Raw genomic sequence first — 15,835 nt, 5'->3', positions numbered from 1 at the left:
AGGCGGCTCCAGCGAACGAACAGAGCCCAATAAACCGCTACCAATCATTATGTGAAGTATGAGTCGTCCACTGTTTGTTTCTCTCGATGGCCCCAAGGGCACTGGTAAAACCACGCTTTTGGAAGCTGTGACCCAAGTGCTGAGGGCAGACAAGCAAAAGGTGATCCGACTCAGCGAGCAAAAAAGCGATCCCTACAGGGCTGAAACCATGGCCCTCGTTAACACTCTCGTCAGACACCCCAGCCGGGAGTTGGAGCTGAGGGTGTGTGAGCGCTTTGCTGATAGCCGTGCCTGGATTTCCCGCCACGTACTGGCCAGACAGCCCGCCGGTAGCATCATCTTGATTGATCGCTGGTACCCCTCTGATGCAGCGTTTCGCCGGATCGTCGGGTTTGCAGACATTCTGCAGTTGAACATTGATCGAAACGTGCAAGTGCCCGACCTGCATGTCGGCGTGGTCACCGCCCCTGATATTTCTTGGGCGAGGGCAGCCGAGCGACGGCGTGGGCTGAGCAGTACCGTGATGCACAAGCTGGAAGAGCATGTCGCGTGTACTCAGGCGTTCGAGCGCGCGATGACCGATCACGGCTGGGTTTTATGCCGTAATGAAACAACGATCGAGGACGCCACGGCTCAGGTGGTTTCTGAGATCTACAGCGTCCTTCGATGTTCGTAGTTTTGTGCAGTCAGGGCTGCAAACGCCGCACCCTCCAGCCGTTATCGCTGCGGTCATAGCGCAACCGCTCATGCAGCCGCTCTTGCCCATTCCCCCAGAACTCCAGCGATTCAAGACGCAACTCGAACACACAATAGCCCTCAGGACGCGGCAGTGGACCTTGGCCTTCGGCCAGCTCGCGAACGGCGTTGCGCATGGCCTGAACATCCTGCAGTTCTTCGCTCTGGCGAGACACCGACGACATCGGATGCGTGGCATACGGGCGCTTGAGCCACGCCTCATCCGCCTTGGCATCCGGCAAGCGCACGGCCTGGCCATTGAGGATGATCTGCTGACTGGTTTCGCGCCAATACAGCACGCCCGACGCCCACGGGTTGTGGCTCAGCTCACGGCCTTTCTGGCTGCCGGCATGGGTGCTGAACAACACCCCGGTGTTACTGATCTCACTGATCACCACGATGCGCGTCGAGGGCCGGCCCTGGCCGTCGGCGGTGGCCAGCGCCAGCGCCTTGGGTTCGCGGATGCCTACGCGCCGTGCGCGCTCCAGCCAGTTGCGCAGCACGCTCATGGGGTCGGCGGGCAGTGTCTGGTACTCGGGGAAAGGTGCATCCAGTGTGCCGGTGAGGGATTCGGACATGCCTTTACCCAGCAGCGGCTTACCTTGCAATGAACTGTTCATAGCACGATGGTCCCCCGCCCGAAGGTGACGCCATTGCCGGAGACTTCGACGCGCGTCAGTTGATCGGCGCGGCCCTCAGCCCTGGCAAACATCAGGGAAGGGCGGCCGATTTCCACACCCTGCAAAATCTCCACCTGCTGGCCAAACTCGATCTGGCCATGGCGCGCCAAATGGATCGCCAACGGCCCGGCAGCCGAGCCGGTGGCCGCATCCTCAACCACGCCGTAAGCCGGTGAGAACATCCGGCTGCGCCAACGCCGCCCGGCGCCGGCGAAACAGTTGATCGCCATGTCGTGAAAGCTCGACAGCGCACGGTGGTCAGGGTGCAGGGCCGACAAGGCCTGGATGCTCGGCAGGCCGACAAACACATGGCGCGGGCCGTTGTGATAGATCTCGATGGGAAAGGTCGAGTCGCTGATACCCAGGGCCTTGAGCAATTCGGCATCGCGGCCCAGGGCCGTCCAGGTCGGTATCGGCTGATCCATGCTGGCGGCGATCACGCTGCCGTTCTGGCGCTCCAGTTCAAAGGCGATGGTGCCCATCTGGGTTTCCAGGTACAGCCGGTGATTGTCGGTGTGCGCGCCCAGCGCGATGGCCGTCCCCAGCAACGGGTGGCCGGCAAAGGGCAGTTCGTTGACCGGGGTGAAAATCCGGATCAGCGCATCACCGCCGTTGCGTGGCTTGAGCACGAAGGTGGTTTCCGACAGGTTCATTTCTCGGGCGATGCGTTGCATTTGCGGCGCCGGCAAATCATCGGCGTCGAAGAACACCGCGACCGGGTTGCCTTCCAGCGGGACGCTGGCGAAGGCATCGATGATGACGTAGTGGTGCATGGTTATCTCCCGGCGGCCGATATATTGCTGTCGACAGGCGTGTGAATGAGGGCGTGACGCAGCAGGTCGGCGATGATGCGCGGGCCTTCCTGGGTCAGCAGCGACTCGGCATGAAACTGCATCGAGGCAAACGACGGCCCGCGCAAGGCATGCACCTCGCCGGTCTCGCTGTCGCGACTGATTTCGACGGTGCCGATGCCGTTGATGTCCAGGCGGTCACTGGCACTCTGTGCGGCGAAGGTGTTGTAGAAACCCACCCGCTCAGCGTTGCCGAACAGGTCAATCTGTTTTTGCACGCCCTGATTGGGAATGGCTTTGCGTTGCAGCTCCAAGCCCAGGCACAGGCTCAACACCTGATGGCTCAGGCACACCGCGAGGAATGGCCGTTGCTGGCTGAGCAAGGAACGGATGGCCACGTGCAGATGGTCGATTTTCGGCAACTGAACATCACTCGGGTTGCCGGGGCCTGGGCCCATGATCACCAGGTCGTAACCGTCGAAACTGTATTCATCGCTGAAGCTGCACACCGTCACTATCAGGCCCAGGGCGCGCAGCTGCTTGGCAATCATCGAGGTGAAGGTGTCTTCGGCATCGACGATCAGCACCTGGCGCCCGCTGAAATCAGCCTGGGTCTGTTGGCGCTGCTGGCTGTCCATCAACCAGAAGTCCGAGACGTAGGCATTGCGGCTGGCCAGCGCTGCGCGGACCTGCAGGTGGCTGCCAAAGCGCGAGGGCGCCTGGTTTTTCAAGGCCGCTATCAGGCCGGCGGCCTTGGCGCGGCTTTCGGCAGCTTCGGTCATGGGCTCGGAATGACGCACGATGGTCGAGCCCACGCTGATGCGTACCTGGCCGCTGTTATCGATGTCGGCGGTGCGAATCAGGATGGCCGAGTCCAGGGAGCGTCCACCTTTGCCATCGCTGCCGATCAGCGCGGCCATGCCGCTGTAGTACGCGCGGCCTTGCGGCTCATAGCGCTGGATGACCCGACAGGCGCTTTCCAGCGGGCTGCCGGTGACGGTCGGGGCGAACAGGGTTTCGCGCAGGATGTCGCGCACATCGCGTCGGGTCTTGCCCTCAATGAAGTACTCGGTGTGGGCCAGATGCGTCATCTCCTTGAGGTAAGGACCGAGAACGTGGCCGCCGTCGTCACAAATGCGCGCCATCATTTTCAGCTCTTCATCGACCACCATGTACAGCTCATCGGCTTCCTTGCGGTCGGCCAGAAAGGCCATGACGTCCGTCAGACAGGGCCCCGCGGGCGGGTAACGGTAGGTGCCGCTGATGGGGTTCATCACCGCCAGCCCATCCTTGACGCTGATGTGCCGCTCGGGCGAGGCGCCCACGAAGGTGCGGCTGCCGGTGTGAATGATGAAGGTCCAGTAAACACCTTTCTCGCGCTCCAGCAGATGGCGAAAGAACGACAGCGCGCTGGCGGGGCCGTACTCGCTGATTTCCGCCATAAAGGTGCGTTTGATCACGAAGTTGGCGCCTTCCCCTGAGCCGATTTCGTTGGCGATCACCTGGCTGACGATCTCGGCATAGCGGGCGTCGCTGAGGTCGAAGCGTTCGCCGTTGAGCTGGATCGGCACGTCTGGCAGCAATCCCAGCAACTGTTCAATGCCGATCGATTGTTGCTCGGTAATGTTCATCGCCAGCAGCGGCGACTCATCGTCCACCGCCTCAAAGCCGCGTTCGGCAATCTGGCGGTAGGGAATCAGCGTCAGTACATCCAGGCGCGGGGCACCGATTGAGGGGGCAGGCAAGTCGATATCGGCCAGGACCTGCGGTTGCGACATCTGCCCAATCAGCACGTCCAGCAGCCCCGGGCCGCTGGATTCGGGACGATACAACAGGGCAAACGGCTCGGGCACCGGCTGCAGAATGCGTTCCATGAGGCGGGCGGCAGCTTGGCTCATAGCACCACCTCGTCGGTGGTGATGACCATGGCGCAACGGCTGGCGGCGTATTCGATCGCCATCCAGTGGTGCGCCTTGCTGAAGTCCGCGATCGCGTCGGCAACAAGGAACGGCTGGATATCGTTGGAGTACGCATCCACGGTAGAAATCAGTACCCCGACATGGGCATACACCCCGCACAGGATCAACTGATCGCGCCCGTTGGCGTGCATGCGCTCCAGCAGATCGGAGTTGAAGAACGCACTGTAGCGCCACTTGGTCAGCAGCCAGTCACCCGGCTTGGGCGTCAGCGCGTCGACCACCTCGCGGTCGGCGGGGCTGGCCTTCATGCCAGGGCCCCAGAAATCCTTGAGCAGCCCGCGCTGTTCCTCGCTCATGCTGCCTGGCTGGGCGGTGTAGGCCACCGGCACGTCGTGGTCGACAGCCCACTGGCGAATGCGCGCGGAATTCGCCACGACGGCTTCACGCAGGGCATCGGGCAAGGGCCGCAGGAAGTAACGCTGCATGTCGTGCACCAACAGCACGGCGCGTTCGGGGTCGACGCGCCATTGCGCGAGGTTGACGGGCAGGTCGCGGGCAGTAGGCAGGGCGTACGGGGCAATCGATGGAATGCCAGTCATGGCGACAAACTCCAGTCAAAGGTAGGCAAGGGTGGAGGAGGGCAGGTTTTTCCAGGCCATCACTGCAGTAATGGCTTGCCAAGGGGTCAGGCGTGGGTCGCACAGGCTTTTGTAGTGGCTGGCCACCTGGCTCAGGCCGGCGGCATCGGAGGCGCACTCGCTGACGTCATCAGGGGTGGTTTCCAGGTGCAGGCCGGCAGCCACGCCACCGGCCGAGGTCACGGCATGTTTGAAGGCGGTGATTTCCTCGGTGATGGTCTGCACCATGCGGGTCTTGTTGCCGCAGGGCGCGACGATGGTGTTGCCGTGCATCGGGTCGCTGAGCCAGATGATCTTGTGCCCGGCGTGGCGCACCGCTTCAACCAGTGGCGGCAGGCGATCAGCGACTTTGTGGGCGCCCATGCGCGCAATCAGGGTCAGGCGGCCGGGCTCGCGCCGTGGGTCCAGGCGCTCGCACAGGCTCAATAACTGGTCCTGGGTGATGTCCGGGCCGACCTTGCAGGCCACCGGGTTGAGCACTTCGCTGAGCAGTGCCACGTGAGCACCCGTCAACTGACGGGTACGCTCGCCGATCCACGGCCAGTGGGTTGAGCCGAGAAACACCCGGCCCTGTTCGTCCTTGCGCACTTGCGGCAATTCGTAGTCGAGCACCAGCATTTCGTGGCTGGTCCAGGCGGGAGAGCCGCTGAGCTGTTCCTTGCTGGCGGGTTCTTTCCAGCCCAGGTGTTGCATGATGTCCTGGGCCGCGCGATAGCCTCGTACCAGGCGTTGTGCATCATGCTGGCGATGGTTGCAGACCGCTTCGCGGCCGTTGACCATGTCACCGCGGTACACCGGCAACTCGACATCGCCGATGCGCTCGCTGTTGTTGGAACGCGGCTTGGCGAACTGCCCGGCAATCCGCCCGACGCGCACCACCGGTTGCTGGGTCACCAGCCGGAACGCACCGGCCAGGATGTCCAGCACCGCGGCCTTGCGGGCCACATGGCTGGGAGCACTTTCATCCATGTCCTCGGCGCAGTCTCCAGACTGGATGATCATCGCTTCGCCCGCCGCCACCCTGGCCAAGGTGGCACGCAGCACCAGGATGTCTTCGACGCGAATCAGCGAGGCGCTGTCCCTGAGGTAGGCCTGCGCGTCATGCAATTGTGAGGGCTCGCTCCATTGAGGCTGCTGGAACGCTTCACAACTTAGAACCCGTTTCAGTAAGTCTTCCATGATGCGATTACTCTCCCAAAGGATTAAGTAGGAATGCCTTCACGCTTGATCTGCGGCACGGGGATGCCCAAGGCGCGCAGTTGTTGAAAGACGTTCATGAACTCGCGATTGCGTTTTACTTTGCCGTCCTTCAGCTCGAAGGAGTGCAGGAAGTGGTTCTCGTAATACCCTTCGGGATAACCTGGAAAGAGGATCTTGCCGTGGCCATCGCACTCGACCCAAAAATGGTTGGGGTCGTCGGTTTCAAATACGTTGACGTTGTACCATTCCCAATCCGGGAAGCACTTGAGTGACCAAACAGCATGTTCGGCCAACTTGGCTTTGCCACTGATTACAATCGGCGCGCCAGTGTCTGTGGTCCACAAGCCACCCGAACCATCCTCGGTAAACAGTTCATGGCGGCGCAGGCGATCCTGGCCATGGGTGCGCATATATTGCTCGACCGTGGCGCGGTTCTTGCGGCGAAGTTCGCTGCTGTCGTGAGCGGTTAGTTGTCGCGCTGCATGAGTAGGCATGTTCACTCTCCAATAATGAAAGGGTTTATGAGGCGGGGATACCTTCACGCTTGATGCTTGGCACCGGAATGCCCAAGGCGCGCAGTTGTTCGAAGGGGTTCATGAATTCACGGTTTTGCTTGATCTTGCCGTTGTCCAATTCGAAAGAATGGATGTAATGGTTTTCGCAATAACCTTCCGGATAGCCGGGAACCAGGGTTTTGCCACGGCCATCACTTTCGACCCAGAAGTGGTTGGGGTTGTCGGTTTCAAACACCCGCACGTTGTGAAACTGCCAGTCTGGGAAGCACTGCTCGAGCCACACGCCAAGGGCGGCAAGTTTCGCGTGGCCCTTGAATACCAGGGGTTCACCGGTTTCGGTGTTCCACGAACCGCCGCTGCCATCCGGGGTGAACAGTTCATGCCGACGCAGGCGATCTTTGCCATGAGTGCGCATGTACTGTTCCACGGTGGCGCGGTTTTTTCGGCGAAGTTCAAGCTGATCATTAAAGCCACTGGCGCAAAGCGAAACCGACATGAGCCATGTTCTCCTTAGTTTGATTAACGTTTTTGAAAATCAAGTAAATATTTAGTTAATAACGCACGTCAGCATTGACAGGTTTTAACTGTGGAGGGTGAGAGCGTGCTGAGGCGTGTTGTTTATACACCTGCACTTCTCGCGGCAGGAACTACCAGATCTTGTAGCGGCGGGTGCGTGAATGGGTTGGATGTAAATCCATCGGAGGGTGTGTTGCACTATTATGAATCAACCGGCTCGTTCGTCGGCCAAACCGTACCGATGGCCCGCTAACATCGCCAGGCTATCAATGGCCTATGGCTAGTTAGTTCGTTAGGCACAATAAACCCTTCGCTATTGCGAAGCGGTCTATAACCTTCGAACGTTGTGTATTGACATGAGTTCAGGTTCGTCTAGTCTCACGACTCGTTTCCAACTCGAGTGGTGTTCAAATGGAATTAGGACAGCTGTTGGGATGGGATGCTTATTTTTACAGTATCTTTGCGCAAACTATGAACATGCAGGAATTTACGGCTGTTGCATTGAGGGCTTTACGTGAACTGCAGTTTGATTTTTTCGCCTATGGCATGTGCAGCGCAACGCCGTTCATGCGGCCCAAAACGTATATGTACAGCAATTATCCCAAGGATTGGATAGCGCGATACCAGGCAGCGAACTACGCGGCGATTGACCCCACGGTGAAACACAGCAAAGTCTCGTCCGCCCCCATTTTGTGGAGCAATGAGCTATTCAAGGGGTGCCCTGACCTGTGGTCTGAGGCCAACGATTCGAGTCTGTGCCATGGCCTGGCGCAACCCTCGTTCAACACCCAGGGCCGGGTAGGGGTGTTGAGCATCGCACGCAAGGACAACGTCATCAGCCCGCAGGAGTTCGAAGCCTTGAAGCCGGTGACCAAAGCGTTTGCCGCGGCGGCCCACCAGAAAATTTCTGAGCTGGAGAATGATGCTCGTGTGTTTAACACGGATGTCGAGTTCAGCGAACGGGAGTGTGATGTGCTGCGCTGGACCGCGGACGGCAAAACCTCCGAGGAAATTGGCGTGATCATGGGCGTGTGCACCGACACCGTGAATTACCATCACCGCAATATCCAACGCAAAATCGGCGCCAGCAACCGTGTGCAGGCGGTGTCTTACGCGGTGGCGCTGGGGTATATCTGAGGTTCATCGACTGCCGCCGAGCCATCCCCAAAGGATGACTCGGCCGGTATCAAGCGGTGTCTTTCAACAGTGCGCCGGGCATGGAGGCTGAAGGCGGGCGGACGCCCCGGTGGTGTTCACGGTGAGCCGAGAGTTTGATCGCGAGGATTTTTTCGTCCTGGTGCACGGTGACCGGTCCCAGTCGTTCGTAGTTGACCCCGTTGATTTTGTAATAGCGCTCCATCGTGCTGTTGACGATGCCGACAATGAAATCGGCGCCTGCCAGGCTGGCGGTCTTCAGGCTTCTCCAGAACAACGGCATGGCCAATTGCGGCTCGCGGGTGGTGAAGCGCGTCATTTCCCAGATGGCAGGATCCTTGGGCGGCGTGCCAGCGCAGGTATGGCTGAAAACACCCTCCAGCAGGTTTGGGAATGGGGTGGGTATCAGACGCGCGCAGCCGACAATGGCGCGGTGCTCGCTGAACGCCAAGAGGTAGCGCGCATGCTCGGTGTCGTACTGATCCCATTCACAACCCGCCTGGTGCGGATGGCCAGGCAGCCGCCAGCCGAGTTTTTCGACAAATTGCTCGTGCCGAAAGCGGCCTAGCCTGAGTTTGAGCTCGTCGCTCATTGCGCTCAGCGTGTGCTCTTCCATGTGCATGGCCCGGAGTTCCTTGGGGGTGGGGGTGAGTGCGGTTTTTATAGAGGACTTGCACAGGCTTGGCACCTACAAGATCTTGTAGGTGGCGTTGGCATGCGGTTCGCAGATTTGATTCTTCGGTCAATTTTTTGTAACAGCTTGTTTGCGGCTGACGCATAAACCTATAAAGTTAACCTTTCGGTCAGCTTTGCACTGCCACGTACAGCCTTTTGTTCCGGCAAAAGCGCTTCTGCCAGACCCGAGATCCCCAGAACATAACCATAAGGGCGGACCTATAACCGCCCAGAGGATGATCCATGTCCAACCGTGATATCTCCCGGCGCTCGTTCCTTCAGGGCGGGCTGGTGGCGGGTGTGAGCGTGACGCTTACACCGCTCAGCACCCAGGCGCTGGCTGCGTTGATGGAAAACAGCGTGACCGTGCCGTCCGAGCAATGGCTCGGCAACAATGGCAAGGCGCGCTCGCGTAACGACGCCTTGTCCAAGGTCTGCGGCAGCAAAGTCTTTGCCCGCGACATCCGTTCCAAGGACATGCCGGGCTGGCCGCAGCAACAGGGCCACGCCATGTTGCTAAAGACCACCAAGGCCGATCGCATCTACGCCGGCTACGATCTGTCGTGGCTTGGCGCCGACCTGCAACCTGACCGCATCGTGACGGCCGCCGACCTGGACAAAGATGGCATCGTCTTCCCGGAAGAGCACGCGCCGGATCCGCTGCTGCCCGAAGGCCAGGTGCCAATGTTCATCGGTCACCCGGTGGCGATCCTGATCTGGAACGACTTCGAGCGGTTCCGCCAGGCCAAGGCCAAGCTCAAATTCAATGACAAAGCGATCCGTTACGGCGCCTCTGCGCCGTATTACGAACGTGACCCGTATGGCAGCTTCCGCTATGTACGCGTCGGCGGTGCGACCTCGGCGGACGAAGATGAATTCGCCAGCCTCAAGGATTCGATCCTGTTCCCGATGCTGAAAAACCGTCGTCCGGTGTGGAATTCCCAGCCGGACCTGCACGGCAACCTCACCGAGCGCGGGCTGTTTTACGCCGACCGGATGAAGCAGCAAATCGACACGCCGCCCGACCACTGGCTGGTGTTTGACGAGCGCTACAAAACCCCGTCGATTGAACCGGCCGCGATGGAACCGGACAACGGCAACGGCTGGTACGACCCGGCCACCAGGACTTTGCACTTTGTCGTCGCCACCCAGTGCCCGCTGGAAGCGGCCACCGAAACCGCGAAGATGATCGCGCCATCGCGCTTCGGCCTGGCGAATCTGCACATGCACCCGGGCTACACCGTCGGTTACGGCTCCAAGGACCACAACATTTTTGTCTACTACGCAGCCCTCGCCGCGTTGTACGGCGCGGGTGTGCCGGTGCGCCTGGCCAACGACCGCTATGAGCAGTTCCAGAGCGGCATCAAGCGTCACCCGTTCGACATCCGCTACCAATTGGCGGTGGACAAAAACGATCACAGTTTCCAGATTTTCCGCGCCGAGATGAACGTAGATGGCGGCGGGCGCATCAACTACAGCCCTTCGGTGGCGGCGGTTGGCGCCACGGCAGCGCAGTCGATCTACTACATGCCGCAGAACGACCTGCAGGTCACGGCCTACCATTCCCGCGCGGTTGAAGCGGGTTCGATGCGCGGTTACGGCACCCTGCAAAGCATGGCGTCGACCGAGATGATGGTCGACGAAATCGCCGGCCGTCTCGGCATCGACGCCATCGACCTGCGCAAGAAAAACGCCATGCTGTCGGGCATGAAAAACACCCAGGGCGCGGTGCCGGCCGGCGCATTGCGCTTGCACGAGATTCTCGACAAGGCAGCTGTCCATGACGTCTGGAAAAATCGCGACCTGATCAAAAAGACACGCGAAGCCGCTGACCCGGATCATTGGTATGGCGTCGGTTTTGCCATCTGCCAAAAAGACTTCGGCACCGGTTCCGAGGCGCCGATGGCCAGCATCGAATTCACCGCTGAAGGGCACGTGACGTTGCGCCATATCGGCATTGAAATCGGCACCGGCATGTCCACCTCGCAAGCCCTGGTGGTGGCCGATTTCATCGGCATTCCGGCCACGCAAGTGAAGACCGGCGAAACCGAATGGAAAGAGTTGCAACTGGCCACGGGCGGCAACCCGTACACCATGAGCCAGGCCGAACAGGATGGTTTCCTGCGCAACCCGCGTTGGGTCGGCAAACTTGCGTCGGCCTCGTCGGCGACCAACTCCGCGTACTACTTCAGCCACGCCACTCGTGAAGCCTCACGGGTGCTGTTCAACCACGGCTTGTGGCCGGCAGCGTTGCAGATCTGGGGCCAAGGTCCTTACGGCGGCCAGGCCAACCCATACGTGGTGCGCCGCGAAGATGCGCATTGGGTCGACGGCAAACTCACCGCCAACGGCATGCAGCCGCTGAGTTTTGAGCAATTGGCCAGGTACGCGCACGAAAAGGGCCTGGTGACCGGCGCTACCGTGCACGGCTTCAACCGCTGGAGCTGGGCCGAGGCCGAGTACAGCATCGACGGCGTGCGCGAGCGTCTGCCCCTGGATGCTTTGGCGGTGAAGTACGGCGACGGCGCACCAAAGGCGAGACTGGCACAGATGACCAGCAACGGTTTCCATCTGCTGGATCGCCAGAACGTCCACTACCCGGACACCCAGTTGAACAACGCGGCGGTGACTTACTACAGCCCGGTTGCGACGCTGGTGGAGTTGAAAGTGAACAAGGGCTCCGCCGAAGTGCAAGTGCTCAACCACCACTCGTGGGTCGAGTGCGGTCGGGTGCTGGTGGAAGAGTTGGTCAAGGGGCAGCTCGAAGGCGGGATCGCCATGGGCATCGGCCATGCGTTGATGGAAGAGATGCCGCTGTACGAAGGCGGGCCGGGGGAGGGTGACTGGAATTTCAACCGTTACCGCTTGCCGATGGCCCGACACGTTGCCGTGTGGAGCCAGACGGCTGAAATCCTGCCGCCGTTGTCGCCGAGCGACCCGTCCAAGGGCATCGCAGAAGTGGTGATGATCCCGATCGTCGGCGCTATCGGTAACGCCGTGGCCCACGCCATCGGCAAACGTGTCCGCGACCTGCCTATCACTTCTGCGCGCATCAAGGAGGCCCTCAATGGCTAACCGTCCGTTTCAACTGACCCTCAACGGTCAATCCGTCGGCCCGGTGGACATCCCTGATGACCTGCCGATGATCGACTACCTGCACGAATACAAAAACCTCACCGGTTCGCGGCTCGGCTGCGGCCAGGGCATTTGCCACGCCTGCGTGGTGATCGTCGACAACCCGGACGGCACCAGCGAAGAAGTGCGCACCTGCATCACCGGCGCCCACTATTTCGAAGGCAAAAAAGTGCGGACCATCGAGGGGCACGCGACCCGCGACGAGCAGGGCAACGTCACTCAACTGAACCCGATCCAGCAGCGTTTCGTCGACGAATTCGCCTTCCAGTGCAGCTATTGCGCGCCGGGTTTCGTCAATGCCGCGACCCTACTGGTCGAGAAGCTGCAGCGTCAGCCCATCGCTAAAAGCCAGCTGGAAAAAGTCATCGAGGACAGCCTCGGTCACCACATCTGCCGCTGCACCGGCTACGTGCGTTACTACAACGCGACCCGCAACGTGCTGACCGATCTCGGCCTGGTCAAGGAGGGTTAAGCATGAAGCATCTACTTTCCCGCCTGGCATTGGCGGTTGGTTTGGCTGCACCGGCGTTGTTGGCGCACGCGGACGATCAAGTGAAACGCGGCGAATACCTTGCCCGCGCCGCTGACTGCATGGCCTGCCACACCGCACCGGGCGGCGCGCCGTTTGCGGGCGGCCTGCCGATTGTGTCGCCGTTCGGCACCATCTACGGCACCAACATCACCCCGAGCAAAGCGCACGGCATTGGTGTGTACAACGATGACGAATTCTTCGCCGCGCTGACCGAAGGCAAACGCCGCGATGGTGCGAACCTGTACCCGGCAATGCCCTACACCTCATATCACCTGATGCAGCGCGCAGATTCGGACGCGATCCATGCGTACCTGAAAACCATCGAGCCGATTGAACGTGCTGCGCCGGTCACTCGCCTGAGCTTCCCGTTCAACGTGCGTCTTGGCTTGATGGGCTGGAACCTGCTCTACGGCAAAGACGTGAAACTCGCGCAAACCGAGGGCAAAAGCGACACCTTCAAGCGGGGTGAATACATGGTCGAAGTGCTCGGTCACTGCGGCGAATGCCACACCCCACGCGGATTGCCCGGCGCCATGCAGCAGGACAAACGCCTGACCGGCGGCCTGCTCAACGGCTACTTGGCACCGAGCCTGTTGGCCACTGACCTGGCCGCTCGCGGCTGGAATCAACAAGACCTGAGCACCTTCCTCAAGCATGGCATGAGCGCCCAGGGCACGATGTTCAACGAGATGTTCCCGGTGTTCCACAACAGCACCCAGGGCCTCAGTGACACGGACTTGGCGGCGATGGCCACCTATCTGCTCGGCGATCCAGCCCCGGCCGCCAAAGTGCTGAGCGAGGTGCCACTCGACAACATGAGCCCAAGCGCCCAACGCGGTCGTCAGGATTACCTGAACGTGTGCGCCGGTTGCCACGCGCCGAACGGCGAGGGCAAGCCGCACATCGCGGTGGCCATGCGCGGCAACACCACGTTGCGCCTGGAAGATCCGCGCAACCTGTTGCGGGTGATCGAGGACGGCATCGGTGAGCAGACATTCACCGGCTTTGAACGCATGCAACCGATGCCCGGCTTTGCCGACAAGCTCACTCCGGCACAGCTGACCGATTTGCTCAATTATCTGCGCCAGGGTTGGGGCGGTCAGTCGAGTGAGCTGGCGGTCAGCGACGTGCAGAAGCTTCAGGCCGATGCACCACCGGCCGAGCACAAGGCGCACTGACATGCAGCATCTGGATCTGCAAGTCATTCGCCGGGCGCTGGAATGGTCGACGGCCGGCCAGCCGGTTTGGCTGTGCACGGTGCTCGCCACCTACGGCTCGGCGCCCCGTGCGCCGGGCTCGTTGCTGGCAGTGAACGTGAGCGGGCAATGGATCGGCTCGCTGTCGGGTGGCTGCGTTGAGGAAGACTTTCTTGAGCGAGTGGCCGAAGGCGCGTTTGAGCAGGCGGTCAACGTCGTTCGTTACGGCGAAGGCGAGGACCCGCGCTCGCGAGTGAGCCTGCCGTGTGGCGGCGTGCTCGATGTGCTGGTGGAGAAGCTTGCGCCGGACTGCGCGGTTCAGGCCCATCTGCGCGAGCTGGAGTGCGCGTTGCTGGGCCAGCGCCGACTAATTCGCGAAGTCGACCTGGCCAGCGGTGCGCGCCGCGTGTGTGCAGACAGCGAGCAGGGCGCGCGCATCGAGCGCGAGATCGACCGGGTCCGTGTGCGGGTCGGCGCGGCGCAGCGTTTGTTGCTGGCGGGCTATTCCAGTGTCGCCCAGGCCTGCGCCGAGTTTGCCGTGGGCCTGGGGTTTGAGGTGATTCTGTGCGATCCCCGCGATGAGGTGCTCGAAGGCGTGGTGCTGCACAACGTCGAGATCCGCCGCCAGCTGCCGTCGGTGTTCATCGCTGACGGCGGCTGCCACAGCGACACCGCAGTGGTGGCGTTGACTCATGATCCGCGTATTGATGATCTGGCGATGATGGAGGCGGTGCGCACCGACGCGTTTTACATCGGTGTAATGGGGTCGATGCGCACGTCACAAAAGCGCTTCGAGCGCTTGCGGCGAATTGGCGGGTTGGACGAGGCCCAATTGGCGCGCATCCATGCGCCGATCGGTTTAAACCTGGGCAGCAAGACTCCGGCGGAAATCGCGTTGGCGGTGCTGGCCGATATTCTTCGTACGCGCAGCGGCATCGCGCGGGATCGACTCTGACCCGCCTGTGATCGGCGCTTTCAAAGGTATTGGCGCGGTGATTGCCAAGTAATGGGCCCAGGATGCCGACCGCGCATTACCTGGGCTTGCCTGGTAACAACCTGTGCAATTGAGCCAGTTGAGCTTCCAGGCTGGCAACTTGCGCCTCAAGTTCGCGCACGCGTTCGCTGGCCGCGACTTCGGCGCTGACATCCTTCTGGATGCCGATGTAATAGGTGAGCTGATCTGCCTGGTTAAATACGGGAGTAATCGATAGCTCATTCCAGAAGGCACTGCCGTCCTTACGGTAGTTGCGAATGATCTGCCGGCAGGGCTGATGCGACTTTATCGCCTCGCGGATCACGACCAAACCCGCCTGGTCTCGGTCGTCACCCTGCAGGAAGCGGCAGTCCTGGTATAGCGTTTCGTCAGCGTTATAGCCCGTAAGGCGCATAAAGGCGGGGTTGGCGTAGATCAGGATATGCTCATCGCCTTCCTGCTCCGCAATGACAATGCCATCTTCCGAGGTTTCAACCATCAGTTTCAGCAGTTCTGCGTCGATCATCTTCAGAGCCCCGGCGAATTTCACATCATTCTAGGACAACTTGAGGGTCAAGCGCGTTTCGGAATAATTGAACGTATCCCTGTGATGGACCGAAGCATGGCCGACGACTCGCTGTGAAGGTGCGTTTTACAGCGTCTCTTTTTATGGGCGTCGCAGACGAGGTGCTCATAAAAAGTGGAACTCCGACTCTTAACCACCGGTCAACTTTTCTGTCCACATCCCCTGGCTGCGATGGTGTTGAACGTGGCGCCATCGCAGTGGGCTTATTTAAGCGTCCCACTGACACGAAGGTTGATGAATATGAAGAGTGAACAGGTAGAAGGTGTTGCAGAGAAACTGGCCGGCAAGGCGCAGAGCGCGGTCGGGAAGCTGATGGGTGATTCGAAGCTGGAAGCTGAAGGCGCCGGACGTCAAGCTGCGGGCCATCTGACCCAAACCTATGGCGATGCACTCGACAGCGTGTCTACGTTCGTCAAGGAAAAACCGGTTGCTGCACTGGCCATTGGCGCAGTAGCCCTGCTTGTGCTCGACCGTCTTTTGCGCCGCTAAGCCGCAAGGAGAGGGCTTGTGTCGCTTTCCCTCGCACTGCCCAGGGCGTTTACCTCGACAGTGCGAGGACCTAAGCCTGTAGATCTGCTTATTGGTAAGG

Annotated in this window: 16 protein-coding genes; 7 read left to right on the top strand and 9 right to left on the bottom strand. The window is 60.5% G+C overall.

The window, feature by feature from the left end; all coding sequences use genetic code 11:
• Positions 1–58: 58 nt before the first annotated feature.
• Positions 59–676: a dTMP kinase gene (locus AACV02_RS14275; RefSeq protein WP_119740477.1), complete on the top strand. Its 618-nt coding sequence runs from the start codon at positions 59–61 to the stop codon at positions 674–676.
• A 10-nt stretch (positions 677–686) separates the two neighbouring features.
• On the opposite strand, the gene phzG is transcribed toward AACV02_RS14275, so the two are convergent.
• Genes phzG through AACV02_RS14240 form a run of 7 tightly spaced genes read right to left on the bottom strand, consistent with a single transcriptional unit; the run spans position 687 to position 6,974 of the window.
• Positions 687–1,355 (bottom strand): phenazine biosynthesis FMN-dependent oxidase PhzG, encoded by a 669-nt coding sequence (gene phzG, locus AACV02_RS14270; protein ID WP_119740475.1) that lies wholly within the window; start codon positions 1,353–1,355, stop codon positions 687–689.
• Positions 1,352–2,188 (bottom strand): PhzF family phenazine biosynthesis protein, encoded by an 837-nt coding sequence (locus AACV02_RS14265; protein ID WP_119740473.1) that lies wholly within the window; start codon positions 2,186–2,188, stop codon positions 1,352–1,354. The genes phzG and AACV02_RS14265 overlap by 4 nt, the downstream gene beginning before the upstream one ends.
• 2 nt (positions 2,189–2,190) lie before the next feature.
• The gene (locus AACV02_RS14260) at positions 2,191–4,080 is read right to left on the bottom strand and encodes an anthranilate synthase family protein (RefSeq protein ID WP_372239328.1); all 1,890 of its coding nucleotides are present in this window, start codon (positions 4,078–4,080) and stop codon (positions 2,191–2,193) included.
• A gap of 20 nt (positions 4,081–4,100) precedes the next feature.
• On the bottom strand, positions 4,101–4,724 hold the full coding sequence (locus tag AACV02_RS14255; RefSeq protein ID WP_119740468.1) for an isochorismatase family protein: 624 nt from the start codon (positions 4,722–4,724) through the stop codon (positions 4,101–4,103).
• Between the two features lie 15 nt (positions 4,725–4,739).
• Entirely contained in the window at positions 4,740–5,942 is a 1,203-nt protein-coding gene (locus AACV02_RS14250) for a 3-deoxy-7-phosphoheptulonate synthase (protein ID WP_119740466.1), read from the bottom strand.
• A 23-nt stretch (positions 5,943–5,965) separates the two neighbouring features.
• The gene (locus AACV02_RS14245; protein WP_119740464.1) at positions 5,966–6,457 is read right to left on the bottom strand and encodes a PhzA/PhzB family protein; all 492 of its coding nucleotides are present in this window, start codon (positions 6,455–6,457) and stop codon (positions 5,966–5,968) included.
• A 25-nt stretch (positions 6,458–6,482) separates the two neighbouring features.
• Positions 6,483–6,974: a PhzA/PhzB family protein gene (locus AACV02_RS14240; protein WP_106580349.1), complete on the bottom strand. Its 492-nt coding sequence runs from the start codon at positions 6,972–6,974 to the stop codon at positions 6,483–6,485.
• Between the two features lie 431 nt (positions 6,975–7,405).
• On the opposite strand from AACV02_RS14240, the gene AACV02_RS14235 reads away from it, so the two are divergent.
• Positions 7,406–8,131, top strand: coding sequence for an autoinducer binding domain-containing protein (locus tag AACV02_RS14235; protein ID WP_119740462.1), 726 nt, complete (start codon positions 7,406–7,408; stop codon positions 8,129–8,131).
• Between the two features lie 49 nt (positions 8,132–8,180).
• Here AACV02_RS14235 and AACV02_RS14230 read toward each other — a convergent pair whose 3' ends face one another.
• Complete coding sequence (locus AACV02_RS14230; RefSeq protein ID WP_119740460.1) at positions 8,181–8,771, bottom strand: acyl-homoserine-lactone synthase; 591 nt, start codon at positions 8,769–8,771, stop codon at positions 8,181–8,183.
• 296 nt (positions 8,772–9,067) lie between these two features.
• Between AACV02_RS14230 and AACV02_RS14225 the strand changes: the two genes are divergently transcribed.
• The 4 genes from AACV02_RS14225 to AACV02_RS14210 are packed head-to-tail and all read left to right on the top strand — an operon-like array spanning position 9,068 to position 14,642.
• A complete protein-coding gene (locus AACV02_RS14225) occupies positions 9,068–11,899 on the top strand; it encodes a xanthine dehydrogenase family protein molybdopterin-binding subunit (protein WP_119740458.1) in 2,832 nt (943 codons plus the stop codon).
• Positions 11,892–12,431 carry a (2Fe-2S)-binding protein gene (locus AACV02_RS14220; RefSeq protein WP_119740456.1) on the top strand — a complete coding sequence of 180 codons (540 nt, stop codon included), beginning with the start codon at positions 11,892–11,894 and terminating at the stop codon, positions 12,429–12,431. Before AACV02_RS14225 ends, AACV02_RS14220 begins: the two co-directional genes overlap by 8 nt.
• A gap of 2 nt (positions 12,432–12,433) precedes the next feature.
• Positions 12,434–13,669, top strand: coding sequence for a c-type cytochrome (locus AACV02_RS14215; protein WP_119740454.1), 1,236 nt, complete (start codon positions 12,434–12,436; stop codon positions 13,667–13,669).
• A 1-nt stretch (position 13,670) separates the two neighbouring features.
• Positions 13,671–14,642, top strand: a complete 972-nt coding sequence (locus tag AACV02_RS14210; RefSeq protein ID WP_106580343.1) for an XdhC family protein — start codon at positions 13,671–13,673, stop codon at positions 14,640–14,642.
• Positions 14,643–14,718: 76 nt separating this feature from the next.
• On the opposite strand, the gene AACV02_RS14205 is transcribed toward AACV02_RS14210, so the two are convergent.
• On the bottom strand, positions 14,719–15,186 hold the full coding sequence (locus AACV02_RS14205; protein WP_106580342.1) for a PAS domain-containing protein: 468 nt from the start codon (positions 15,184–15,186) through the stop codon (positions 14,719–14,721).
• Between the two features lie 300 nt (positions 15,187–15,486).
• Here AACV02_RS14205 and AACV02_RS14200 point away from each other — a divergent pair, with 300 nt between their 5' ends.
• Positions 15,487–15,735 (top strand): CsbD family protein, encoded by a 249-nt coding sequence (locus tag AACV02_RS14200; protein ID WP_119740452.1) that lies wholly within the window; start codon positions 15,487–15,489, stop codon positions 15,733–15,735.
• Positions 15,736–15,835 lie beyond the last annotated feature (100 nt).

The sequence above is a fragment of the Pseudomonas sp. Larv2_ips genome (assembly GCF_963879675.1).
In the GTDB taxonomy this organism is placed as follows: domain Bacteria; phylum Pseudomonadota; class Gammaproteobacteria; order Pseudomonadales; family Pseudomonadaceae; genus Aquipseudomonas.
The sequence above is the reverse complement of the archived record's forward strand: the minus strand, read 5'-3'. Positions and strand labels throughout refer to the sequence as shown.